This is a genomic window from Streptomyces sp. NPDC004284 (assembly GCF_042874035.1).
Classification (GTDB): domain Bacteria; phylum Actinomycetota; class Actinomycetes; order Streptomycetales; family Streptomycetaceae; genus Streptomyces.
In genome coordinates this window covers 135,403-157,206 of record NZ_JBIAMJ010000008.1, presented here as the reverse complement: position 1 = coordinate 157,206, position 21,804 = coordinate 135,403, and the positions used below count along the sequence as shown (strand labels likewise).

The following is a 21,804-nucleotide window of genomic DNA, read 5'->3' as shown; positions in this document are numbered from 1 at the left end:
GAGGAGTTCGTCCACCGGTCGGCGAACGGGCACCCGATGCGGGTCCGGTGGTCGAGTTCCCACTCGCCGGTGACCGCCGCGAGCGGTCCGTTCGGCGGCCTGCGGGCGACGGGCGGGCGGCTCCGGGAGGGGGCGTCAGTCTGGGCAGGTGTTCCGGTGGCCGGGGGCGGGCAGGTAGCGGCTCCCTTCGTCGGGTTCCAGGCCGCCTCCGGTGACCAGGCAGGCCGTTCGGGTGTGCCGGCGATGTGGACGAGTTCCTGAAAGGACGGTCCGGGGCCCTCCTGGTGCCCGTCGATGGTGGCCGGATGGCCGTGCAGATCCCACTCGGGGATGGGCGACGAAGTACTCGGTTCCCAGCTCGTCCACGACGTTGTGGTCCACGATGACGACGCTGTGGCCCTCGGCGAACGGAAGGCGGAAGACCGGCCGTCGTTCCTCGTCGGTCAAGGCCGCGTCCGCCGCGTCGGGGTCGGCCCCGTCAGCTCCGAACCAGAGCGGGTCCGGATCGTTCTCCGCGGACGACCGCCCTCGGAGGGCATGCGATCCAGCGGCGTCGGTTCGGGCTCGCGGCCCTCTTTCGCGCTCGTTCAGGTCTGGGTGACGAGCGCGACGCAGAGGGCGGTGAGGCCGAGGGTGAGCCAGGCGAGGTAGTCGCCGAGGTGTCCGGAGTGCAGGCGGCGTAGTGTTCGCACCGCGCGGACGACCGGGTGGTGGGGGGACAGTGCGGGGCCACGATGGTGGACCGCGGCGGTCGCCAAGGCGGTCGCGAGGAGGGTGGACAGCAGGCCGAGGAGCACTCCCGGTACGGTCCACTCGGATTCCGGTGCCGTCACGGCGGCCGGTGGCGCGCCGGGCCCGGTGAGGACCGCGGCGGCGTAGTGGGCGGGGTCGGTGAAGACGGCCGCCGCGTGGGCGAGGGCGCCGGCGACGGCCGGGAGGCAGCCGATGAGCGCCGCGAGGGCCAGCAGGACGCCCGGGATCACGATCATGGTGGGTGGCAGGGTGCGCCGTGGTGAGCGGATCTCGGGTTCCTCGCCCTCGCCGGTGGTCTCCTCCTCTCCCGGACGGCTGCGGGGTACGGGACCGATGCCGAAGAAGACGCGCAGGCCGGCGCGGAGCACGGCGGCGCCGGTGACGGCGGAGGCGGTGACGAACACGGCGGGCAGCAGCCACGGCTGCCCGTGTCCGGCGGCGTCCTCGCCGAGTGCTTTGCCGAGGCCGGTGCCGAACGGCGGCAGCCCGGCCAGCGCCAGGGCGCCGGTCGAGAACAGCACTCCCACCAGGCGCAGTTCGCGGGCCTCGCCGTGCAGGCCGTGTTCGTCGACGGAGCCGTAGCGGTCCAGGAGCACTCCGGCGAGGGCGAAGAGCGCGGCTTTGACGCAGCCGTGCGCGGCGACGTACACCGCCGTGCCGGTGATGCCCGCGGGGGTGAGCAGGGCGATGCCGATGAGGAACAGGCCGACGTGGCTGACGGTGGAGAACGCGAGGAGTCGCTTGAGGTGGCGCTGCTGCCAGCACATCAGGGCGCCCACCAGCGCGGTCAGCACGCCGAGGGCGGTGAAGGTGGTGCGGAAGGCGTGCGGGGGGATGCCGCCGGGGCCTGAGAAGACGGTCCAGTACACGCGCCCGATGCCGTACACGCCGAGTTCGACCATGACGCCGGACATCAGCATGCACACCGGGGTGGGGGCCACCGCGTGGGCGTCGGGCAGCCAGAAGTGGAACGGTACGGCCGCGGCTTTGACCAGCAGGGCGGTGCAGATGAGGGCGAACGCGACGACGGTGAGTACGTCGGTGTGGTGGGAGGCCAGGCGCAGCCCCAGGCGGGCGAGGTTGAGTTCACCGGTGCGGGCGTAGAGGAGGCCGATGCCGAAGAGGGAGCAGTAGGCGGCGAAGGAGGTGACGATGCCGAAGGTGAGGGCGCCGTGGAGGGGGCGGGGGTCTTCGATGCGGTAGCCGGTCAGCGCGTAGGCGGCCGCTCCCATGAGTTCGAAGAAGACGAAGGCGTTGAACAGGTCGCCGGTCAGGGCGAAGCCGGCCATGCCGGCCTCGAAGAGCATGATCAGGGCGGGGAAGGCTCCGGCGTGTTCGCCGACGGGCTCGTCGAAGTACCGCCAGGAGTAGACCACGACGGCCAGCACCAGGACGGCGACCAGCAGCGCGAGGCCCGCCCCCACCGGGTCGGCGGCGAGCACGATGCCCAGGCGGGCGGGCCAGCCGCCCAGGTCCGCGGTCGCGAGGTGCCGGCTCTGCGGCCAGAGCAGGGCCAGGCAGACCACTTCGGCGGTCGCCGACGCCGTCGCCAGGATGTCGCAGCCGAGACGGGGCAGCGTCCGGCCGGCGAGGGCGAGCAGCGCGGCGCCGAGCAGGGGGATCGCCACGGCGAGCGGCAGCAGGACGGTCTCGGTCATGTGTCAGCCCCGGAGGCCGGTGAGGGACTGGGGGTCGACGGTGTCGTGGCGTTTGCGCAGTTGGATGGTGAGGGCGAGCAGCAGGGCGGTGACGGTGGCGCCGACGACGACGTCGGTCAGCGCCAGCGCCTGCACGACGGGGTCGACGACGGGCCGGCTGCCGGGCGTGAGGTCGGAGTACACGGGGGCGGTCGCGCCGCGGCGGTAGCCGACGCCCAGCAGCAGGAGGTAGGTGGAGGACTGGGCGACGGCCAGGCACCCGATGGCGTGGACGAGGTTACGGCTGGTGACCAGGCCGTACAGGGCGATCAGCAGGACCCATCCGGCGGCGAGGTAGGGCCACGTCCCCATCAGTCGTCCCCGTTCTCGTGCCGGTCGGGATCGGTGAGTTCGACGGCCTGGCTGAGGAAGTGGGCGAGCAGGACGATCAGGCCACAGGCGACCTCGACGCCGACAGCGGCGTTCAGCACCGGAACGGTGCCGCCGGAGGTGATGGTGTTGAAGGTGCCCAGGGGCAGCACGTTCTCGAGGAACGCTCCCCCGGCGACCAGGCCGGCCAGGCCGATGAGGGTGTACGAGGCGGCCGCGAGCGAGTCCGCCACGTCCAGCGCGGTCAGTGGCCGGAGCCTCTTCAGGGCGCGGTGGTCGGCGGCGACGTAGGCCAGGTGCAGGGCGGTGGCGAGCACGACGCCGCCCTGGAATCCGCCGCCGGGGCTGAGCTGTCCGTGCGCGACGACGTACACGCCGACGACCAGGGCGATGGGCAGCAGCAGGGTGCCGAACAGCCGGGTGGTGGGCATGACGCGTTCCGGCTCGGCTCGGCGGTGGCGTTCGTCATGGGCCCGGCGGAGCAGCAGGGTCGCCGCGAGGACGGTCCCGAAGAGGATGGACTCCTCGCCGAGCGTGTCGAAGGCGCGGATGTCGAAGTTGACCGCGGAGACGGCGTTCGCGGTGCGGTGGGCCAGGGCCGCCGCCACCGCCCGGTCGCCGTAGGGGTGGTCCGGTGTCCCGAACGGCGGCAGATCCGCGCACGCGGCCGTGAAGAAGCCGGCGAACAGCACGGCGGCGAACAGGAACACGGCCAGCCGGGCACGCGCCGTCACCCCTGCTCCTGCCCCTCGGTGCTGCCGTGTCCGTCGGCGTCGCCGTTCGCGCGCGTGGGGTGACGGGTGATCTTGCGGACGGTCAGCAGGATCAGCAGAGGCGTCAGCGCGGTGCCCACGGCCAGCTGGGACAGCGCCACGTCGGGGGCCTGGAGGACCGCGAAGAGGATCGCCAGGCCCAGCCCCAGGACGGAGAGGACGACGGCCTGCCGAGCCGGGTCCCGCGTGAGGACCGCGACGGTCGCGGCGAGGACGACGAAGGCGGCGGCGGCCCCGACGAGCCACTCGTTCACGGCTTGCCCCTCTCCTCGGCTTCTTCGGTCTCGACGGCGGCGCGGCCGACGGCGATGGTGGTCACCGTGCCGCCGACGGCGAAGAGCAGGCCGATGAACAGCGTCTTGGCGGCCGCCCGGCCCACCCCCTGGTCGACGGCCACCGCCGCGGCGATCAGCGGTACCCCCGCGCAGGAAGCGGGCGCCAGGGCGTGCAGCCGCATCAGTGTGCCGCGCAGGCGCAGCACCGCCACCGCGGACAGGAGCGCGCACGCCACACCGCTCCACAACAGCACTTGTACGAGCACGTGATGCGCCGTCAATCCGTGTTCCCTCCTGGGGGGCCGGGGTCGGTGTGGTGCGGTCAGTTCTCGGGCACGGAACCGTGTGACCGGTGGTGGCCGCCGGCGACGAAGCGGGTGAAGACGAGGGTGCCGGCGGGGGCGAGGACGCCGAGCATCAGCGCGAGGTCCTGGTAGGAGGACCGGTCGAAGGCCTGGGGCAGTACGAGGAACACCGCGCCGGCCACGCCGGAGAGCAGCGAGGCTCCGACCAGACGGCGCACTGTGCTGCCCCGCGCCGCCACCCACAGGCACGCCGGCGCCGGGACGGCCAGGAGGACCAGGGCCGCCGCCTCCCAGGCGTTCACCGCGCACCGCCCGCGCGGGCCACGGCTCGTTCCATCGGGCCGGGCCCCCGGCTCAGGGTGTGTACGAGGACCTCGTCGTCGTGCGGGACGTCGAGCACGCAGGTGTCCGGCGCCGTGGCGAGCATCGTGCCGGCCCACCCTGCCCCCGCCCCGGGCCTCAGACGGATGCGCCGCACGGTCGCGCCTCCCGGATCGGTGACCAGGGCGGCCGTCAGTACGGCCAGACCGCGCACGACCGAACCCGGCAGGGCGACGAGCGCGCGCACCGCGCCCCGGCCTCCCTTCGCCCGGCCGCCGACGGCCAGACGCACCCTGCGGGCCGCGAACGCCCCGGCCAGTGCGGCGAGGGCGGCCACCAGCAGTTCGACGGGGGACACGGTACTGATGAACACCACCGTCGCCGCGGTGAGCACGGCCCACCACACCACGATCTCCGACACCTCGCGCACTCTCGGCCTCCCGTCGCCCGTGAGCATGGTCTCCGCTCCGCGGCGTACCGGCACGGGAGGCACGTCCAGGGTCACCCGCCCGGCCCAGCCCCGGTGAGGGGGACCGCCGGCCGGGCGGCTCCGGAGGCCCGGGCCCGGCTCTGCCTCCCCGATCCTGCGAGGCGGGCGGCCGACGCGGGTCAGCCTCGCAGCGCGGGCAGAACCCGCTCCCGGTAGGCGTCGAAGAAGGCTTCCTGCTCGGGGCCGATCTGCCCGACGTACACCTCGTCGAATCCGGCCCGCGCATAGGCGCGTACGGTCTCGACGTGCTCTTCGGCCTCGTCGCCGCAGGTGACCGCGTCGGCGACCATCTCCCGGGTGACGAGCTCGCTCGCCTGCTCGAAGTGGGCCGGGGTCGGCAGGACCTGGGCGAGTTCACCGGGCAGCAGCTCGGTCGGCCACAGGCGGTGCACCAGGTCGACGGCCTTGTCCCGGTCGCCGCTCCAGCACACCTTCACTCCGCCCACCACCTTCTTGTCCGCACCGCCGTTCTCCCGGAAAGCGCCCACCAGGCCGGTGTCGGGGGCCATGGTGACGAAGCCGTCCCCGATCCGGCCGGCCAGCTCGGCGGCCTTCGGCCCGAACGCGGAGACGTACACCGGCAGACGGCCCTCGGGGGCGGTGTAGAGGCGGGCGTTGTCGACGGTGTAGTGCCGGCCGCGGTGGCTGACCGGATCGCCGGTGAACAGCCTGCGCATCACCTCGACGGCCTCGTCGAGCATCTCGGCCCGGTCCTCGAACGACGGCCACGCATCGCCGTGGACGTGCTCGTTCAACGCCTCTCCGGTCCCCACGCCCAGGGCGAAGCGGCCGCCGAGCAGGACGCTGGAGGTCGCGGCGGCCTGAGCGGTGACGGCGGGGTGCAGACGCACCGTCGGACAGGTCACCAGTGTGGTGACCGGCAGGTCCACGGTCTGGGACAGCGCGCCGATCACCGACCACACGAACGCGCTGTTGCCCTGGGCGTCGTTCCACGGGTGGAAGTGGTCGGAGATCGCCAGCCTGGTGAACCCCGCCTGCCGCGCCCACCGGGCCTGGTCGATCAGCTCCCCGGGAGTGAACTCCTCGCACGACAGGAAATAGCCGTATTCGGTCATCGCCATCCCGCTCCTCTCCTTGTCCCCCCTCGCTTCCCCGTCCGCCCGAGGCGGGCGGCCGTCTCGAGCATCAGCGCGTGGACGAAGGCCTGCGGCAGGTTGCCGCGCAACTGGCGCTGGGCGACGTCGAACTCCTCCGCGTACAGGCCCGGCGGGCCGCAGGCGGCCCGGTCGCGTTCGAACCACCGCACGGCCTCGACGTCGTCGTGCTGCTGGTGCTCGGCCGTCGCCAGGGCGACGCCGCACAGCAGGAACGCGCCTTCGGCGTCCTCCAGCGGCCGTCGGTCGTGGCGGAGCCGGTAGACGAAGTGATCGCGGGCCAGGTCGGTGCGGACCGCCCGCAGGGTCACGAGGGTGCGGGGGTCCTCGGCGGGCAGGGCCCCGCGAAGGGCGGGGAGCAGCAGGGCCGCGTCCACACCGCCGTCGGTGCGCGATGCTCAGTCGCACCGTCAGGCGGGCTTCGCGGTCGACGGCCAGGATCCGGCGCAGCACCACGGCGCGATGCGGATCACCGGGATGGACCAGGGCCTCCCGGCATTCCACGACGCCGTCCGGCGTGATCCAGCGGCTGCGCCAGATCAGGCTGCCCGGCTCGTAGTAGCCGCCCCGCACGAACGGTCCGTCGGGGGTGGCGCCGAACCGGCCGTCGCCGCCGATCAGCGCCGCGAAGACGGCATCGTCGTCCCAGGCCGGTGCGCACATCCACACGACATCGCCGCGCGGCCCGACCAGTGCGCCGCGCTCGCCGTCCGCGAGCAGGGCGTAGTCCCGCAGCGCGTGCGGGTCGGGTCGGCCGCGGCGGGCGGGCTGGGTCATCGGCGCGTCCCTTCTGGGCCGGTCGGCCCGGTTCCGGCCGATGGCCCACGGACACGGTGTCGATCCGCGACGTCGGGCCGGATCGTCAGGCCCAGGCCCGGCTCCCCGCCCCGGCCCGGTCGCACGGTGCCGCCGGCCGGGTCGAGGACGCCCTCGAACAGCAGGTTCTCGATGCGGACGTGGTCGTGGAACCACTCCTGGTGGCGGAGGTTCGGCACGGCGGCGGCGGCGTGCGCGTGGAGGTGCGGGGCGCAGTGTCCGGACAGCTGCAGGCCGTGGGCCTCGGCGAGCGCGGCGGCGCGCAACCACACGGTGATGCCCCCGCAGCGGGTGGCGTCCGCCTGCAGACAGTCGACGGCCGGGATCATGCGGGCGAAGTAGGGCAGGTCGTAGCCGTACTCGCCGGCGGCGACGTCGGCCGCGACGGTGTCGCGCACCTGGGCGAGGCCGGTGAGGTCGTCGGAGGAGACGGGCTCCTCGAACCAGCCGACGCCCATGCCGTCCAGCGCCCGCCCGATCCGGACGGCCTGCTTGCGGGTATAGGCCCCGTTCGCGTCCACGTACAGCTCGGCGTCGTCGCCCGCCAGGGCCCGGGCCCGTTCGGTGCGTTCCAGGTCGCGGCGCTCCCGGGTCCCCCGGCCCTCACCGATCTTGATCTTGAAGCGGGTGATGCCCTGGCCCGCCCATCCGTCGAGCTGCTCGGCGAGCCGCCGGTCGGTGTACGTGGTGAAGCCGCCGCTGCCGTAGACGGGCACGTCGGTCCGGGCTCTGCCCAGCAGGTCGGCGAGCGGCAGTTCCAGGAGGCGGGCCTTGAGGTCCCACAGGGCGATGTCGACCGCGGAGACGGCTCCGGCGACCAGGCCGGGCCGGCCGGCGTTCCGCACCGCCCGGCTCATCGCCTCGTTCGCCGCCGGGACGTCGAGGACCGGCCGGCCGACGACCACGTCGTGGAGGAGCCCGGTGATCACGCCGGCGGTGGCCCGGTCCCCATAGGCGTAGCCCAGGCCCGTCGCGCCGCCGCCGTGGGCCTGCGCCAGGACCATGGTCGTACGGTCCCAGGCGAACGTGCCGTCCGCCTCGGGGACATCGGTCGGGAACTCGAGGACGCGCGCCCCCAGGGCCTCGACCGTCGGGGCGCCGGTGGTCGTGGTCTTCGGCGCGGGCCCGCGCCGCGCCGCTTCGGGCGGGGATCTCATCGTGTCGTGTCCCTCCGGGTCCGGCGGCGCTCGCGGACGGCGAGGACGCCGCGTACGGCCAGACCGGTCATGGCGCCGACGAGGCCTGCGGTCAGCAGGCGAGGCGGTGCCGGACGGAGCCGGGGGCGCGGAGCCGCCTTCTCGGGGCGGTCGGCGGGCAGCGGCCCGTCCCGTGCCAGGGCGAGGGCCTCGGCCAGGTGCAGGGCCCTGCGACCGGTCGCGGCCTGTTCGATCTGGGTGCGACAGCTGAATCCGTCGGCCAGGACGAGGGCGCCGGGCGGGGTGTCGCGCACGGCGGGCAGGACGCCCTGTTCGGCGATCGTCAGCGACAGGTCGTAGTGGCCTCGTGCGAAGCCGAAGTCGCCGGCGAGGCCGCAGCAGCCCTCGTCGAGCACGTGCGCGTCCAGGCCTGCCCGGCGCATCAGTTCCCTGTCCGGGTCGGCGCCCAGGACGGCGTGCTGATGGCAGTGGGTCTGCACGGTCGCGGCCCGGTCGACCGTGGGCGGCCGCCAGTCGTCGGGGGCGTGACCGACGAGGTGCTCGGCGAAGGTCCGGGTCCCCGCCGCGAGACGGGTGATGTCCTGGTCTCCGGGAAGCAGTTCCGGGGCGTCGGCACGGAAGACCGCCGTACAGGACGGTTCGAGGCCGATGATCGGCGTCCCGGCCTCCAGCCAGGGTCGCAGCACGCGTGTGGTCCGTCTCAGGACGCGGCGGGCGGTGGCGAGCTGTCCGGTGGAGATCCACGTCAGACCGCAGCACACCGGCCCGTACGGCACCGCGACCCGGAAGCCCGCGTCCCCGAGGACACGGGTCGCGGCGTCGGCGATGTGCGGCTGGAAGTGGTTGGTGAAGGTGTCCGGCCAGAGCAGCACGGTGCGCGCGTCGCGCGGATCGGGCGGCGTGCCTGCGGACCGGTGCCAGGCCTCCTGGAACGACTCGGCGGCGAAGAGCGGTACGTCGCGGCGCGGATCGACGCCCGCCAGAAGTTTCCCCGTCCGGCCGAGGCCGGGTGCGTGCAGGGCGGCGTTCGCGAACCCGGGTGCCGCGCGGGCCAGCCGCGCCCACACCGGCAGCCAGCCCATGGCGTAGTGGGCGGGCGGGCGCAGTCGGCCCTGGTAGTGGTGGGCGAGGAACTCGGCCTTGTAGGTGGCCATGTCGACCCCGACCGGGCAGTCGGACTTGCAGCCCTTGCAGGCCAGGCACAGGTCGAGTGCGTCGCGGACCTCGGTGGAGCGCCAGCCGCCGGTGACCGGCGAGTCGTCATGGCCTCCGAGCATCTCGAAGAGCAGCCGTGCCCGGCCTCGGGTGGAGTGCTCTTCCTCTCCGGTGGCCCGGTAGGAGGGGCACATGACGCCGCCCTGGTGGGTGCGGCAGTCGCCGATGCCCACACAGCGCAGCACCGCCCGGCCGAAGTCGTCGCCGTCGTCGGAGTACGCGAAGTGCGTCCGTTGTGGCTCGGGCCGCCAGGCGGCGCCCAGGCGCAGGTCGTCATCGACGCGGTGGGGGTGGATGACCTTGCCGGGGTTCATCCGGTCACCCGGGTCGAACAGTGCCTTGACCTGGCCCATCGCCTTCATCAGGGCGGGAGTGAACATGCGTGGCAGGAGCTCGCCGCGGGCCTGCCCGTCGCCGTGCTCGCCCGACAGCGACCCGCCGTACGAGGTCACGAGGTCGGCCGCGTCGAACAGGAACGCCCGGAACACCTCGACGCCCTTGCCCTCGCGCAGCTCGAACGGGATCCGGGTGTGCACACACCCCTGCCCGAAGTGTCCATACAGGGAGGCCTGTTGGTAGCCGTACCGGTCGAAGAGCCGCTCCAGGTCGCGCAGGTAGTCGCCCAGCTTCTCCGGGGCCACCGCGGAGTCCTCCCAGCCCTCCCAGGTCTCGGAGCCGTCCGGTGGGCGGGCGGTCACTCCGAGGCCCGCCTCCCGGGCCTTGAGCATCTCCCGCTCCCGCGGGGGGTCGTCGGAGAGCGCCACTCCCGGGTCGTCCTCGTCGCGGCCCAGCGACCGCAACAGCTCGTACGCCTGCTCGTCCGCCTCTTCCGTCGTGTCGCCGGTGAACTGGATCAGCAGCCAGCTGTCGCCCTCGGGCAGGCTCTCCAGCGAGTCCGGACAGGCGTGTTCCTCGCGCATCAGCTGCGCCATGCGCCCGTCGACGGCCTCCAGTTGGGTGGGGCGGCTGTGTTCGAGCAGGGCGGGGACGGCGTCGGCGGCGGCGTAGATGTCGTCGAAGCCCAGGACGAGGAGCGCTTCGGCGGCCTGCACCTCGACCAGGTCCAGCTCGGCCCGCAGGACGGTCACCAGGGTGCCCTCGCTGCCCACCAGGGCCCGGGCCACGTCGAACCCGTTCTCCGGCAGCAGCGCGTCCAGGTTGTATCCCGAGACCCGGCGCGGGATCTTCGGGTAGCCCTCGCGGATCTCGGCCAGAGAGCGCCCGACGATGTCCTTCAGGTCCTGGTACAGCCGGGCGCGGGCCCCGCCTTCGGCCGTGATCCTCGCGAACTCCGCCCGGTCCGTACGGCCGGCCCAGAACCGGGTTCCCCCGTAGGTGAGGACTTCCAGGCGGCGGACGTTGTCGGCGGTCTTGCCGTAGGCCTGGGCGGAGGCCCCGCAGCTGTTGTTGCCGATCATCCCGCCCAGCGAGCAGTGGCTGTGGGTGGACGGCTCAGGTCCGAACCTCAGCTTGTACGGGGCGAGTCGCCGGTTCAGCTCGTCCAGGACGATGCCCGGTTCGACCACGCAGGTCCGCGCCTCGGGGTCCACCGAGAGGAGTCGGTCGCAGTACTTGGTCCAGTCGATGACCACCGCCTCGTTGGTGCACTGGCCTCCGAGGCTGGTGCCGCCCCCGCGGGACAGGACCGGCGCGTCGAACCGGGCGCACACGCCGAGCGCGACGGCGCCCGCTTCCACCGTGCGCGGCACGACCACGCCGAGCGGGACCTGACGGTAGTTGGAGCCGTCGGTCGCGTACGCCCCGCGGCTCCCCGGATCGAAGCGGACCTCGCCGTCCGCCTCGGTTCGCAGGGCTCGTTCGAGTGCGACGAGCTCGGCCTCCTGGCTGCCGGACATCGGTCAGCTCCGTCCACCGCCGGGCAGGAACTCCTGGATCTTCGCCTTCACGCCCCGCTTGACCATCGACGCCCGGTCGCTGTCGCCCTTGAGGGCCGACAGGGCCGCGGCCTTGATCTGGTCCCAGGTGGCGTGCGGCGGGATCGGCGGCACCGCCGGGTCGGTGCGGAAGTCGATGACGAACGGCCCGTCCGCCGCCAGGGCCTGACGCCAGGCCGGCTCCACGTCCTCCGGCCGCTCCACCCGCACCCCTTCCAGACCGAGCAGCCGCGCGATGTCGGCGTAGCGCAGATCCGGCAGGGCCTGCGAGGGCTCGAACTGCGGGGCACCCTGCATGGCGCGCATCTCCCAGGTCACCTGGTTGAGGTCCTGGTTGTTGAGCACCGCGACCACCATGCGGGGGTCGGACCACTCCCCCTGGTACTTCGCGGCGGTGACCAGCTCCGCGAGGCCGTTCATCTGCATGGCGCCGTCGCCGACGATCGCGATCGCCGGGCGGTCGGGGTGCGCGAACTTCGCGCCGATCACGTACGGCACTCCCGGCCCCATGGTCGCCAGGGTGCCCGACAGCGAGCCGCGCATGCCGTCGCGCATCCGCAGGTGGCGGGCGTACCAGTTCGCCGCCGACCCGGAGTCCGCGGCCACGATCGCGTTCTCGGGCAGCAGCGCGTCCAGGGCGTGCACGACGTACTCGGGGTTGACCGGGTCAGCGGAGACCTCGGCGCGGCGTTGCATGACCTCCCACCAGTGGGCGGCGTTGTCCTCGATCGTCTTGCGCCAGGTGCCGTCCGTCCGGGGTTCGAGCAAGGGGATCAACCGGCGCAGCGTCTCGCGGGCGTCACCGACGAGGTTCACCTCGAACGGGTAGCGCAGGCCCACCATGGACGGGTCCAGATCGATCTGCACCGCCCTGGCCTGGTCGAACTCGGGCAGGAACTGGGTGTAGGGGAAGCTGGAGCCCACCACCAGCAGGGTGTCGCAGTCCCGCATCATCTCGTAGGAGGGACGGGTGCCGAGGAGGCCGATCGCCCCGGTGACGTACGGCAGTGTGTCCGGTAGCGCGTCCTTGCCGAGCAGGGCCTTCGCCACGCCCGCGCCGAGCAGCTCGGCGACCTGCTCGACCTCCGGGCGGGCGCTGCGCGCGCCCTGCCCGATCAGCATGGCCACCTTCTCGCCGGCGTTGAGGAGTTCCGCCGCCTTCGTCAGCTCCTCCTCGGCCGGGACCGGTGTGTAGCGGGGGGTACCGAGACTCGAGGGGACCTGTTTGAACGCGTGGGCCGGCGGCTCGTAGTCCAGTTCCTGCACGTCCGCCGGGACGATCACCGCGGTGACCGTGCGCCGGGTCGCGGCCACCCGCAGCGCCCGGTCCAGCACGTTCGGCAGCTGCGCGGGGACGGTGACCACCTCACAGAACTCCGAGGCCACGTCCTTGTACAGACCGGCCAGGTCGACCTCCTGCTGGTAGGAACCGCCCATCGCGCTGCGATCGGTCTGGCCGACGATCGCCACCACCGGCACGTGGTCGAGCTTCGCGTCGTACAACCCGTTCAGCAGGTGGATCGCCCCCGGTCCCGACGTGGCCGCGCACACCCCGGTCCGTCCGGAGAACTTCGCGTACCCCACCGCCTCGAACGCCGCCATCTCCTCGTGCCGCGCCTGGACGAACCGCGGCCGGTCATCGGCTCGTCCCCAGGCGGCCAGCAGCCCGTTGATGCCGTCGCCCGGATAGGAGAAGACGTACTCCACCCCCCAGTCGCGCAGCCGCTCCAGCACGTAGTCGGAAACCTTCATCACCCGACTCCTTCCCTGCGGTTCCGGGCCGCGGGCGGGCCTACAAGCGCGGCTAACCGCTGACGACGCGCTGAAACCTGCCTCGGCGGCAGCGCGGCCCCTCGATGGTGGCGGCCCGGCTGCCGAGGCGCTTCGAACGGGCCCTGGACGCCGGTTCCGGAAGCGGTGATCTCGCGAAGCCCCTGGCCGGATGGCCGGACGAGCCGACGCCGTGAGGGCCGTCGATTCCGATCCGGTCCTCACCGATCGAGCTCAGGAACCGACTCCTGCCGCGCTGCCCGCGGCCTTCGGCGCCGCGGATGCGCCGGCCGGTTTCCCCACCGTCCCCCACGACGTCATCACGTGCGTCGCCACGATCCACCACACACCGTTCGCCCGGACCCCGTCACGTCTTGCCGGTGAAGAGCGGGGCCGCGCCGGTCATTTCCAGCAGGCGCATCACCTGGGGGCTGGCGGCTGCGATGGTCAGGGTGCGGTGCTCGCTCACAGCTCGTTGGCGCGCACGCAGCAGGACGTTCAAACCGGTGGAATCACAGAAGGGGACCTGGGACAGGTCCAGGGTGAGCCCGCCACCGTCCGCGCAGGCCGCCATGACCTGCAGCAGACTCGTCCGGAGATAGGGGGCGCTGCTGAGGTCCAGCTCTCCGCGGATGCTGACCGAAGCGCCGCTCTCGGTCATTCTCGCCGAGACGGCGATATCGCCTTCGGCCTCTCCGTCCAGTATGAGAGCGCGGCCGAAGGCGTCAGAGACGGAAGTCACTGGATCTCCTGGGCCGATCCAGTCCTGAAGTCAGAATTATCTCATTTACCGGATCGCATGACAATAATTGCCTGAAATCCACTTCGCGTACTTGCGGGGCCCTTCAGCCCAGGCGCACCATGCTCATATGGGCGATACCAGAGGCACTCACTCGGAGTGGACCTTCCTGACCAGCCACGCCCGAGTGCTGTTGGCGATCGCCCGTGATCCCTGCGTACGGCTCCGTGACATCGCAGTGAGCTGCGGCATCACCGAGCGGACGGTGCAGGCCATCGTCACCGACCTGGAAGAGGCCGGCTACCTCACCCGCGACCGCGCGGACGACGCCCGCCGCAACCGTTACGACATCGTGCGAGGCTCCCGCTTCCGGCATCCCGCCGAAGCCGACCACGAGATCTCCGGCCTCCTCGCCCTCCTCGCCGACCCGCACGACACTCCCTAGGCGGGCAGCGGCCGAAGGCCGTCCGGCGCATCGGCGGCGCCCTTCGAGGCGTGGGAACCGCCCGGCGCATCCGCCGGAGCTGCGCACAGGCCCCACCCCGCCGATAATGGACATCTCCCCCTTCGCCGCGCTCTCCGCGCAGAGCGGCCTCGCGCAGGGGCGGCCTCCCTCGTCCACGGAAGGAGACGGGCATGCTGTTCAGCCACGAGTACGAGGACGGCGTGCTACACCTCTCGCTCCACCGCGATCTCGACGTCACCAGTCGCGCGGCTGTCGCCATGCACGCCGAGATGCTGCTGCATGCCCACCGGCCGCGCCTCGTCCGCTTCCAACTTCCCACGGCTGAACCATCACCCGCGTCCCTCAGCGTGCTCGCCCGCTTCCGACGCCTGTGCGAGGCACTCGGCACCCCCATGGCCGTCTGCGCACGAACCGCTCCACCCTCGTCGTCGCGACCAGCCGCCGCATAGCCTCCCGGCGGTGGACTCCGGTCTCAGAGCCCGTTGCGCTCGGTTGACGCCGCCTCAGACGCCGACAGTCCGAGAACAAGCCCTCGCCGTGAACTCACCCTTCCCCCCTCACCCCTGAGGCACGGCACCGGCCGTGCCGGGCACGATCAGAGATCACGGGAATCTCGGGGAGAACGCGAGGTAATCGGCATCCGGGCCGGAAGGTACCGTCGTGTAACTGGCCTCGGGCAATTCGTTCCACACGCCGGGCAGATCGCCCAAGGGCTCGGAGACCACGATGCGGGTCTCATCAGAGATCTCCCTCAGGTAGTCCAGCTCCGGGTGAAGATGGCGGACGGTCTCCGCCCTGCTGCTGTAGAAGAGCGAGCGGGACTTTCCCTCGCTGGAATAGCGGAAGGCCCACACGCGCTCACCGTCGCTCACGGCCACCGTCATCTGCAGGGGATCCGGTACGCCGTGTTCCTTGCCGATGTGCTCGATCAGGCCCACCGTACTGGCCACCGCTCCCGGAACGTCCTGGTCGAGACCGAAGGTGACAGCCAGGTAGAACATCACCTCGGAATCCGTCGATCCCTCCATGAAGGGAAAAAGCACCGGATCGACGGCCATGCAGAGGTCGCGCTGCAACCGGGGGAAGTCCGCGATGGCTCCGTTGTGCATCCAGAGCCAGCGGCCGTGGCGGAACGGGTGGCAGTTCGTCTGCTGGACCGCGGAACCGGTCGAGGCGCGGACATGGGCGAAGAACAGGCGAGAACGGACGTGAGCGGCGAGCTCGCGCAGGTTGCGGTTGTTCCAGGCCGGACCCACATCGCGGAAGACCGCCGGCGTCCCGTCGCCGTCCGAGCTGTACCAGCCGACTCCGAAACCGTCGCCATTGGTCGTCTCGACGCCCATCCGCGCGTGGAGGCTCTGGTTGATCAGTGAGTGCTCCGGGCGGTAGAGCACCGCGTCGAGCAGCAGGGGCGAACCCGAGTAGGCGAGCCAGCGGCACATACGCACCATCCCCTTCAGCGCATAACCCGAGCCTACGCCGGAGCGGGCGACGGAACGCGACGACTAGCACGTCGGATGCCGGGTAGACGACCCGCTGTCCAGAAATGTCTGTGCCGGAACAAGGAGAATTCTCGTGGGCATGGCGAAGGATTCCGTCAACGCCGGCGTACCCCTGCACCACGTGTACGGCCAGTGGACGCGGTTCGAGGAATTCCCCCGCTTCATGGGGTGCGAGTTCGGCACCGAGATCGCCGACCGACCACCCGCCCATGTTCCTGGCCATGGACTTCCAGCCGGAAGGGTCTGCCGAAACGGCGGGCGACGTGACGAGAGTTCAGACGAAGCCGACGAGCTCGGCCGAGTGGCGTGGCAGCCCGGGAAGGGCGGGGCGCCGGTACTGGACGAATCCCGCGCCTGGCTCGTGGGCCGGATGCAGAAGCTCGTCGAAGGGGGAAACCATGTCGGCTTCCTTCTCGCACCCGTCACTCAGAATCCGCCAGGCCGCGTCAGGCCGCCCCTGCTCCGGCTCAGAGATGTGAAGCGCTCACAGAATCGGAGGACACCATGATCGTCCTCGGCATCATCCTGCTCGTGATCGGCCTCATAGCCGGAATCAACATCCTCTGGACCATCGGGGTCATTCTCGTGGTCATCGGTGCCGTCCTCTGGATTCTCGGCGCGGTCGGCCATGCAGTCGGTGGGCGCCGCCACTACTGGTAGAGAGTCGGCACTCGGCACTCACATCGAGGGAGTGGCAGGCGCCTCGGACCCGTCCCGTTGAAACCGCCGCTCGGATCCGCGAACGCGACCGGCGCGCAGACTCCTGCCGGCCTCGACGTCCGCGGGGGCACCGCACGGCTCGCCGGATCCGTGAGCGCTTCGAGCCGCGGTTTCCCGACGTCGCACCGCATCGGGGCCGGCACACCTTTGCCATGGCCACCCTGGAGAAGCTGGTGGAGGGCCACTACCGGCAGGCCGCCCAGCTCGCCGCGGCGACCGGCGATGCGTCCGGGTTGGCGCTCCACCTGCTGAAAGCCGATCCGCTGCTGATCCCGCGGGACCTGTTGGCGCATTCCAGCGTGGCCACGGCGGAGGTCTGCCTCAAGCGCCTGGACGTCCACCGGACCTACCGCGCGGCCTGGGAACGGACCCGCGCGGTCATCGGTGCGGCCGATCCGACCGAGGGCCTCGCTGCCACGGTCCATCCCCATGGGCCGCTCGCCAAGCTGACCACGGTGAAGAGCTTCGCTCACACCCTGCGCCGGATGGTCCGGGAACTGGCGGGGGACGGCTTCACCGGTTCGGCGGCTGAGCTGACCCGAGCCGTGCTCGGGGCGTTCTGGCTGCGCTCGCACTACCTGATCGAATACCGCACCCGACGATCCTCCGGGCCTTGGACACCCGGCATCAGGTGCTGCCGGAGCCGGTGCGGCAGATGGCGTCCGGCAAGAACCACACGCGCCCCGCCCTCAGCGGACCGCTTCCTCCCTGCGCGCCGGCCGAGTGGAACCGGCTGATCGACCTCTACGGGCAGGAGGTACGCCCCCGGGGGAGGCACAGCGGGCGATGGTCGTGCTCGCCCAGGGCGGGCAGGATCCGGCGGTCGGCGGCTGGAGCGAGGTGAACGGGGCCTGACTGATGCTGCGGATGGGGCCGGTGACGCGGACGGAGGTCGCCGCTCATCTGGGCTTGACGCCGAGGACGTTCACCGGGCGGCATCGGGGCATCGAGCGGGCCAGGGCGGCGCTGTTCCCGTCCCACGAGGAGGCGATTCCCTACAGCCGCTGGCGGCCTGGACCGGCATTGTCCCGGACGGACTGACCGGTCTGCAGGTGTCCGGGATCCACTGGACCGGGAGGCAGGCGACGCTGCCGTCCTACGCCAAGGGCCGCACGGCGGACGAGAGCTCGGTGTTGTCGCCGCGGGCGTCGCGGCTGCTGGAGCAGTGGCTGCAGCACAGCGCCCTGCTGCGCAGGCATGCCCCGGCCGAGCCGGCCGAGCACGTGTGGCTGGTGACGCGGCAAGGCGGGCTGGCCCGGCGCGGCCTTCGAGGAGTACATGATGCGCGGCTGGGTCAAGGCCCGTGATCTGCGCGGGGACGACGGCAGTCTGTTGCCCATCGACCGCCGGCGGCTGCGCGTGACCGGGGCACCGTCCCGGACCCAGGTGGCGATCAGGACGGAGCCCTTGGACGACGAGGTCCTGCGGCCGCTGCTGACGGCGTGCTCGCACCTGGTCGGCGTGCTCGGACCGCACATCGTGGACCTGCGGACCCAGCTGCAGACCGAGCGCGATTCCTGGCGCAACGTCGAGTGGTCGAGGAATCTGCGGACGGGGCAGCCGCTGCCGCGGATTGAGGACTTCCAGATGACCAAGCGCCTCCGCTTGGGGTGGGCTCCGAAGGATCCGTTGCTGACAGCCAACTTCCAGCACCCGCTACGGCTGACGGGACACCGGGACATTCACAAGGCTCTCTTCGCCCAGGCCCGGCCGCTCTGGCCGGCACCGCCTGGTCAGCAAGGGCGTCTACGGGGCGGCGAGGTCGACGAGTGGGTCGTCATCGAGGGAGTCGTCCGTGGCATCGCCCTGGCCGAACAGCTCACCGACTCCGGGCCTGGACAGCCGTTGTTCGGCGCGTTCAACGGCTTCGATTCCAACGGGGCCATGACCTGACTGCGGCAGTGGGTCGCCTCGTCCGCCGGCCGCCGCATGGGCCTGGAGCCGATCCCCGACGAGCCGGTGCACCCCGCCGCCTGCCGCGGACGCTGTCTGCCGAGTCGGCCGCCCGCCCCGGGGGACTGCTGGCCGTCGAGGCGTACCGGCAGTTCGGACAAGACCAGATGCCCGCAGGCCCGGGAGCCGACGCGCTGCCGGCTTCCTTCCGCGCCGTCGAGAAGGAACTGGCAGACCACGAGCCGGGCCCGGCGAAGGTGGTCACCGACCGGCAGATCGAGCTGCCGCCGGCCGGGCAGATCCCGCCCGGCGGCGCCTGCGACGTCAAGACGCTCGCCCACGAGGCGGACGACTCCCGCGCCTCCCTCCACCGGACCTGGGGCCACCTCAAGGGCGAGTTCGAGGAGCGGCGGGCAGCAGCCCGACCCCCGCGAGGCCCGCACCACCCGACTGCGGGACCTCAAGCAGCGGCTCGCCGGCAGACTCGCCCGCACACACACCGCGCTCACCCAGCTCATGGAGCGACAACGGCTCTCCTTGTCCGTCTTGGCCGCCGAAGACGACGAGCTCCAGCGGCTCCGCCGCGAGCTGAGCACGTTGAGCCGCACATCCCTGGCTCCCATCCCGAAACGGCGGGAGGACGCCTCCACGGGCGCCCTCCCCATGCACCGGACCCGAGAGGGTTCCGCATGGATCCGACTGGACCTCGGTCAGTCGATGCCCTCGACGATGCGGAAGTCGCGCTCGACGCCGTCGGAGAGGGCGGCCAGCGCCTCCTGGTAGGCCGCGCTCTCGCGTGCCGCGACGGCCTGCTCGAAGCTGTCGAACTCGATCAGGACGGTGCGCTCGGCGATTCCGGCGTCATGCGCCACGACCCGACCGCCACGGACGAGGACCCGGCCGCCGCCGGCCTCGACGGCCGGACGGGCCAGCTCGTTGTAAGCAGCCAGCTTCTCAGGGTCTGAAATGGTGCGGTAGACGCTGACCCAGTAGCCCTTGGGCATGGAACCTCCAGTGTGGGGACGAGTGCATCTGACTCACGGGTTGGTCTCGGACGAGCGTCGGCGGGCGAGAGCGAGGCTTGTCAGCGTCGTGATCGCCATGGCGCCGATGCCGACCAGCGCCGCGGTGGTGTAGGCGCCGTCGTCGGGGAAGAGGTGGCCGGGACCGGTGCCCGCGGCGAGGATCAGGCCGCCGATGGCGCTGCCCAGGGAGTACCCGACGCTGCGGACGACGTAGTGGAAGCTCATGGCGCTCGACGTCTCGCTCTTGGGGGTGACGGCCAGGATGACGCCGGGCATCGCGGCCGAGAAGCCGCCGACGCCGAAGCCGAGCACTCCCATCGCCGCGAACAGCTCGGCCAGGTCCGACCGGGCCGCCGCGAACAGGGCGAACCCGCCGCCGACCACGACGGCGCTGCCGGCCAGGACCAGGGGGCCGGCGATCCGCGTCCGGACCCGCGGCGTGAGCTTGCCGGCGACGAACCCCAGCACCGAGAACGGGATGAGGACCAGTCCGGCGACGAAGGTCGTCAGCCCGAATCCGTAGCCGGCGCCGTGCGGCGTCTGCGCGTACCGGGTGATGAGCGTGAGCAGGAGGTACATGCCGATCCCGCCGACGAACATGGCGAGGTTCGCCCCGGCGACCGCGGGGTGCCGCACCGCCCGCACGTCGACCAGGGGCGTCGTGCTGCGCAGCTCGATGACGGCCCAGAGGCAGAGCAGCACCACCGCGACGACGGCGAGGGCCACCGCCACGGCGAGGTGCCGACTCCACAGATTCCGTTCGCCGGCGAGGAACAGCACCAGGAGCAGCGCAGCGGCCAGGACGACCGCGCCCGCCACGTCCACGTGGGCGGAGCGGCCTGCGGGGGCTTCGGGCATGGAGCGCCACGCGGTCAGGAGGGCGGCGGCGGTGACGACCAGGCCGAGGCCGTAGGCGGCCCGTACCCCGCCGAGCTCGGCGAGCAGTGCGGCCAGCGGGTAGCCGACGCCGGCCCCGATGATCGAGACCACCGAGATCAGGGCGATCACGGCCGCGCTGCGCTCCTCGGGGAGGTGGTCCCGGGCCACGCCCATCATCAGCGCCGTCAGCCCGAGCCCGACGCCCTGGGCCGCCCTGCCGGCCAGCAGCCACGCGAACGGCAGCGGCAGCACGGTGAGCGCGCTGCCGACGACGACGACCGCCAGCGTGGCGAGGATCGTGGCCCGCCGGTGCGGGCCGGCTCCGAGCCGGCCCAGGACCGGCGTGGCGACGGCGCCGCTGAGCAGCGCGACGGTCAGCGTCCACTGCGCGCTGCCGAGCGAGACGTGGAACGAGGTCGCCACGCTGGTGATGAGCGGCGTCCCGAGGCTGGCGACCGCCGCCACGACCAGAGCGATGAACATCAGGGCCGGGACCAGCAGCCGCGCCTCGGAACGCGCCACCGGGAACGCCTTCACCGCGGCCCCGCCGACCGGCTGCCCGGTCACTGCTTCGGCCCTTCGCGGTCCTGCCTTTCGAGCTCTGCCAGATGCGTCAGGGCCGGAAGGGCCGCCACCAGCGCCTCGACCTCGTCGCCGGTGAGCTCGCCGATCAACCGCTCGAACGCGTGGACACCCGCCTGGCGCCGCGTCCGGACGTAGGAGGCACCGGCCTCGGTCAGGCACACCAGCGTGACCCGCTTGTCGGACGCGTCACCCCGCCGCTCGACCAGGCCGGACTCCTCCATCACCCGGACCAGAGCGGTCATCGCGGGCTGGGTGACGCCCTCGACCGCGGCCAGATCGGTGATGCGCCGCGGGCCGGTCCGGTCCAGGGTGGCCAGGGTGGCGGCGGACGTCAGGCTCATGTCCCGGGGCAGGCGTCTCGCGGCCCTGGTGGCCAGGCCGTAGAGGGCTGCCCCGATGGCGGCGGACGCGCCAGGAGCGGTGTCGTGACGACTCATGCCAGAAGCATAGCGTTTTTATATTCATCACTTATGGAAATGGTCGACCGGCGCCGGCTCCACGGGCTGCGCCCAGGGGTCGAGGGCAGCATCGAGGGGGCCGCGGACGGCCACGCGGACGCCGGTGCCGCTACCGCGGCCTCGCGAAGACGCACGTCCAGCACGTCCTGACCGCACTCGCGATCACCGTCGAACGGCTGAGCCTTCAAGAACCCGCCGACGGGCCCCTGCCGGCCGCGCCCCCCCATGGCGTTCCAGCAGTACCTCGACAAACGGCGCAACGTCGGCGCTCTACAACCGAGACGCACGAGCGTCACCTGGGGCACTCGGAGAGATCCGACGTCCCCTCGGAATCGAGACACCGAGGAAGGTGGACACGGCTTTCGCCGCGTTAGCCCCGTGGTCGCGGACCTCCCCGGCGACCGCCTCCGCCTCCGCTTCCGCCTCCGGGACGGTGCCGTGACGGGTGAGGTCGCCGACGAGGAGGAGCAGGTCCGCGCGGAGCGGCAGGTTCTCGAAGGACGGGCGCAGCAGGCCCCGGCAGTCCGTGCTCAGACGGATGCCGCCCACGGCCGCCACCCGGACGACGGTCCGGTTCCGAGCGGGCCGGGAGGTCACGACAGTTCCTCGGGCCGGTCGGGCGGGG

The 21,804-nt window shown here is 72.1% G+C and carries 23 protein-coding genes and 3 pseudogenes; 6 read left to right on the top strand and 20 right to left on the bottom strand.

What is annotated here, in order from left to right; genetic code table 11:
* Nucleotides 1-587: 587 nt before the first annotated feature.
* The 14 genes and pseudogenes from ACFYUS_RS22135 to ACFYUS_RS22070 form a co-directional block, all read right to left on the bottom strand.
* On the bottom strand, nt 588-2,411 hold the full coding sequence (locus ACFYUS_RS22135) for a complex I subunit 5 family protein (RefSeq protein ID WP_388854561.1): 1,824 nt from the start codon (nt 2,409-2,411) through the stop codon (nt 588-590).
* 3 nt (nt 2,412-2,414) lie between these two features.
* Nucleotides 2,415-2,762: a sodium:proton antiporter gene (locus ACFYUS_RS22130; RefSeq protein WP_388854558.1), complete on the bottom strand. Its 348-nt coding sequence runs from the start codon at nt 2,760-2,762 to the stop codon at nt 2,415-2,417.
* Nucleotides 2,762-3,514 carry an MnhB domain-containing protein gene (locus ACFYUS_RS22125; protein WP_388854555.1) on the bottom strand — a complete coding sequence of 251 codons (753 nt, stop codon included), beginning with the start codon at nt 3,512-3,514 and terminating at the stop codon, nt 2,762-2,764. Before ACFYUS_RS22125 ends, ACFYUS_RS22130 begins: the two co-directional genes overlap by 1 nt.
* Nucleotides 3,511-3,807 carry a Na(+)/H(+) antiporter subunit B gene (locus ACFYUS_RS22120; RefSeq protein WP_388854552.1) on the bottom strand — a complete coding sequence of 99 codons (297 nt, stop codon included), beginning with the start codon at nt 3,805-3,807 and terminating at the stop codon, nt 3,511-3,513. Before ACFYUS_RS22120 ends, ACFYUS_RS22125 begins: the two co-directional genes overlap by 4 nt.
* Nucleotides 3,804-4,109, bottom strand: a complete 306-nt coding sequence (locus tag ACFYUS_RS22115; protein WP_388854549.1) for a monovalent cation/H(+) antiporter subunit G — start codon at nt 4,107-4,109, stop codon at nt 3,804-3,806. The genes ACFYUS_RS22120 and ACFYUS_RS22115 overlap by 4 nt, the downstream gene beginning before the upstream one ends.
* Nucleotides 4,110-4,150: 41 nt before the next feature.
* A complete protein-coding gene (locus ACFYUS_RS22110) occupies nt 4,151-4,435 on the bottom strand; it encodes a monovalent cation/H+ antiporter complex subunit F (RefSeq protein ID WP_388854546.1) in 285 nt (94 codons plus the stop codon).
* Nucleotides 4,432-4,884 carry a hypothetical protein gene (locus ACFYUS_RS22105; RefSeq protein WP_388854543.1) on the bottom strand — a complete coding sequence of 151 codons (453 nt, stop codon included), beginning with the start codon at nt 4,882-4,884 and terminating at the stop codon, nt 4,432-4,434. The genes ACFYUS_RS22110 and ACFYUS_RS22105 overlap by 4 nt, the downstream gene beginning before the upstream one ends.
* A 179-nt stretch (nt 4,885-5,063) precedes the next feature.
* Entirely contained in the window at nt 5,064-6,020 is a 957-nt protein-coding gene (locus ACFYUS_RS22100; protein ID WP_388855151.1) for a TIGR03557 family F420-dependent LLM class oxidoreductase, read from the bottom strand.
* Complete coding sequence (locus ACFYUS_RS22095) at nt 6,017-6,436, bottom strand: glycoside hydrolase family 15 protein (RefSeq protein ID WP_388855148.1); 420 nt, start codon at nt 6,434-6,436, stop codon at nt 6,017-6,019. Before ACFYUS_RS22095 ends, ACFYUS_RS22100 begins: the two co-directional genes overlap by 4 nt.
* Before the next feature lie 121 nt (nt 6,437-6,557).
* Nucleotides 6,558-6,836 (bottom strand): annotated as a pseudogene (locus tag ACFYUS_RS22090) (trehalase-like domain-containing protein); the annotation flags it as partial.
* Nucleotides 6,833-8,032 (bottom strand): enolase C-terminal domain-like protein, encoded by a 1,200-nt coding sequence (locus ACFYUS_RS22085; protein ID WP_388854540.1) that lies wholly within the window; start codon nt 8,030-8,032, stop codon nt 6,833-6,835. The gene ACFYUS_RS22085 and the pseudogene ACFYUS_RS22090, both read right to left, overlap by 4 nt.
* Entirely contained in the window at nt 8,029-11,103 is a 3,075-nt protein-coding gene (locus ACFYUS_RS22080; protein WP_388854537.1) for an FAD-binding and (Fe-S)-binding domain-containing protein, read from the bottom strand. The genes ACFYUS_RS22085 and ACFYUS_RS22080 overlap by 4 nt, the downstream gene beginning before the upstream one ends.
* A gap of 3 nt (nt 11,104-11,106) precedes the next feature.
* Complete coding sequence (locus ACFYUS_RS22075) at nt 11,107-12,894, bottom strand: thiamine pyrophosphate-requiring protein (RefSeq protein WP_388854534.1); 1,788 nt, start codon at nt 12,892-12,894, stop codon at nt 11,107-11,109.
* A gap of 385 nt (nt 12,895-13,279) precedes the next feature.
* Nucleotides 13,280-13,654, bottom strand: coding sequence for an STAS domain-containing protein (locus tag ACFYUS_RS22070; RefSeq protein WP_388854532.1), 375 nt, complete (start codon nt 13,652-13,654; stop codon nt 13,280-13,282).
* A gap of 127 nt (nt 13,655-13,781) precedes the next feature.
* On the opposite strand from ACFYUS_RS22070, the gene ACFYUS_RS22065 reads away from it, so the two are divergent.
* Together ACFYUS_RS22065 and ACFYUS_RS22060 are read left to right on the top strand one after the other, a co-directional pair.
* A complete protein-coding gene (locus tag ACFYUS_RS22065) occupies nt 13,782-14,096 on the top strand; it encodes a MarR family transcriptional regulator (RefSeq protein ID WP_388854530.1) in 315 nt (104 codons plus the stop codon).
* A 191-nt stretch (nt 14,097-14,287) separates the two neighbouring features.
* Nucleotides 14,288-14,566: a hypothetical protein gene (locus ACFYUS_RS22060; protein WP_388854527.1), complete on the top strand. Its 279-nt coding sequence runs from the start codon at nt 14,288-14,290 to the stop codon at nt 14,564-14,566.
* Between the two features lie 153 nt (nt 14,567-14,719).
* On the opposite strand, the gene ACFYUS_RS22055 is transcribed toward ACFYUS_RS22060, so the two are convergent.
* Complete coding sequence (locus ACFYUS_RS22055; protein ID WP_388854524.1) at nt 14,720-15,559, bottom strand: class II glutamine amidotransferase; 840 nt, start codon at nt 15,557-15,559, stop codon at nt 14,720-14,722.
* A 334-nt stretch (nt 15,560-15,893) separates the two neighbouring features.
* Nucleotides 15,894-16,019, bottom strand: a complete 126-nt coding sequence (locus ACFYUS_RS22050) for a hypothetical protein (RefSeq protein WP_388854521.1) — start codon at nt 16,017-16,019, stop codon at nt 15,894-15,896.
* Between the two features lie 104 nt (nt 16,020-16,123).
* Here ACFYUS_RS22050 and ACFYUS_RS22045 point away from each other — a divergent pair, with 104 nt between their 5' ends.
* From ACFYUS_RS22045 to ACFYUS_RS22035, 3 genes are all read left to right on the top strand, one after another.
* Nucleotides 16,124-16,279, top strand: a complete 156-nt coding sequence (locus tag ACFYUS_RS22045; RefSeq protein WP_388854518.1) for a DUF6131 family protein — start codon at nt 16,124-16,126, stop codon at nt 16,277-16,279.
* Between the two features lie 212 nt (nt 16,280-16,491).
* Nucleotides 16,492-17,076 carry a hypothetical protein gene (locus ACFYUS_RS22040; RefSeq protein ID WP_388854515.1) on the top strand — a complete coding sequence of 195 codons (585 nt, stop codon included), beginning with the start codon at nt 16,492-16,494 and terminating at the stop codon, nt 17,074-17,076.
* Between the two features lie 541 nt (nt 17,077-17,617).
* Nucleotides 17,618-18,232 carry a hypothetical protein gene (locus ACFYUS_RS22035; RefSeq protein ID WP_388854512.1) on the top strand — a complete coding sequence of 205 codons (615 nt, stop codon included), beginning with the start codon at nt 17,618-17,620 and terminating at the stop codon, nt 18,230-18,232.
* Between the two features lie 710 nt (nt 18,233-18,942).
* Here ACFYUS_RS22035 and ACFYUS_RS22030 read toward each other — a convergent pair.
* From ACFYUS_RS22030 to ACFYUS_RS22020, 3 genes are read right to left on the bottom strand one after another with little or no spacing between them, the layout of a single operon-like run.
* On the bottom strand, nt 18,943-19,236 hold the full coding sequence (locus ACFYUS_RS22030; protein ID WP_388854509.1) for a DUF1330 domain-containing protein: 294 nt from the start codon (nt 19,234-19,236) through the stop codon (nt 18,943-18,945).
* 33 nt (nt 19,237-19,269) lie between these two features.
* Entirely contained in the window at nt 19,270-20,703 is a 1,434-nt protein-coding gene (locus tag ACFYUS_RS22025) for an MFS transporter (protein WP_388854506.1), read from the bottom strand.
* The gene (locus tag ACFYUS_RS22020; RefSeq protein ID WP_388855146.1) at nt 20,700-21,062 is read right to left on the bottom strand and encodes a MarR family winged helix-turn-helix transcriptional regulator; all 363 of its coding nucleotides are present in this window, start codon (nt 21,060-21,062) and stop codon (nt 20,700-20,702) included. The genes ACFYUS_RS22025 and ACFYUS_RS22020 overlap by 4 nt, the downstream gene beginning before the upstream one ends.
* A 165-nt stretch (nt 21,063-21,227) precedes the next feature.
* Between ACFYUS_RS22020 and ACFYUS_RS22015 the strand changes: the two are divergent.
* Nucleotides 21,228-21,358 (top strand): annotated as a pseudogene (locus ACFYUS_RS22015) (transposase); the annotation flags it as partial.
* A 202-nt stretch (nt 21,359-21,560) separates the two neighbouring features.
* Here ACFYUS_RS22015 and ACFYUS_RS22010 read toward each other — a convergent pair.
* Nucleotides 21,561-21,776, bottom strand: a pseudogene (locus ACFYUS_RS22010) (metallophosphoesterase); the annotation flags it as partial.
* Nucleotides 21,777-21,804: the final 28 nt, after the last annotated feature.